Raw genomic sequence first — 386 nt, 5'->3', positions numbered from 1 at the left:
TGTTAAAGCTGATGTTGTTACTGTAGCTGTTCCTGAAGCGTCAAGCATTATTGTTTGGTTCGCTCCACCGTTTACAGTATAAGTTACCGTAGCATTTGGTGTTCCGTTGAACGTTACCGTAGCAGTTCCTCCTGAACAAATTGTAGTTGCTCCTGAAATAGTTGCCGTTGGTAAAGCATTAACTGTAATTATGGCTGAACCAGTTACACTTTGAGAACATGTTGAAGCCACATTCACTAAAGCATAAGTGCTATCCGCTGTTAAAGCTGGAGTCGTAACACTAGCTGTTCCTGAAGCGTCAAGCGTTACCGTTTGATTTGCTCCGCCATCAATTGTATACGTTACCGTTGCATTTGGCGTTCCATTAAACATTACAGTAGCAGTTC

The 386-nt window shown here is 42.2% G+C and carries 1 pseudogene; it reads right to left on the bottom strand.

The features are described 5' to 3' along the window. Window positions 1–386: pseudogene (locus tag LZZ90_RS14000) on the bottom strand (hypothetical protein); the annotation flags it as partial.

Source organism: Flavobacterium sp. SM15 (genome assembly GCF_022012335.1).
Lineage (GTDB): Bacteria > Bacteroidota > Bacteroidia > Flavobacteriales > Flavobacteriaceae > Flavobacterium.
Note: the sequence above shows the minus strand (reverse complement) of the source record. Positions and strands in the feature narration are given on the sequence as shown.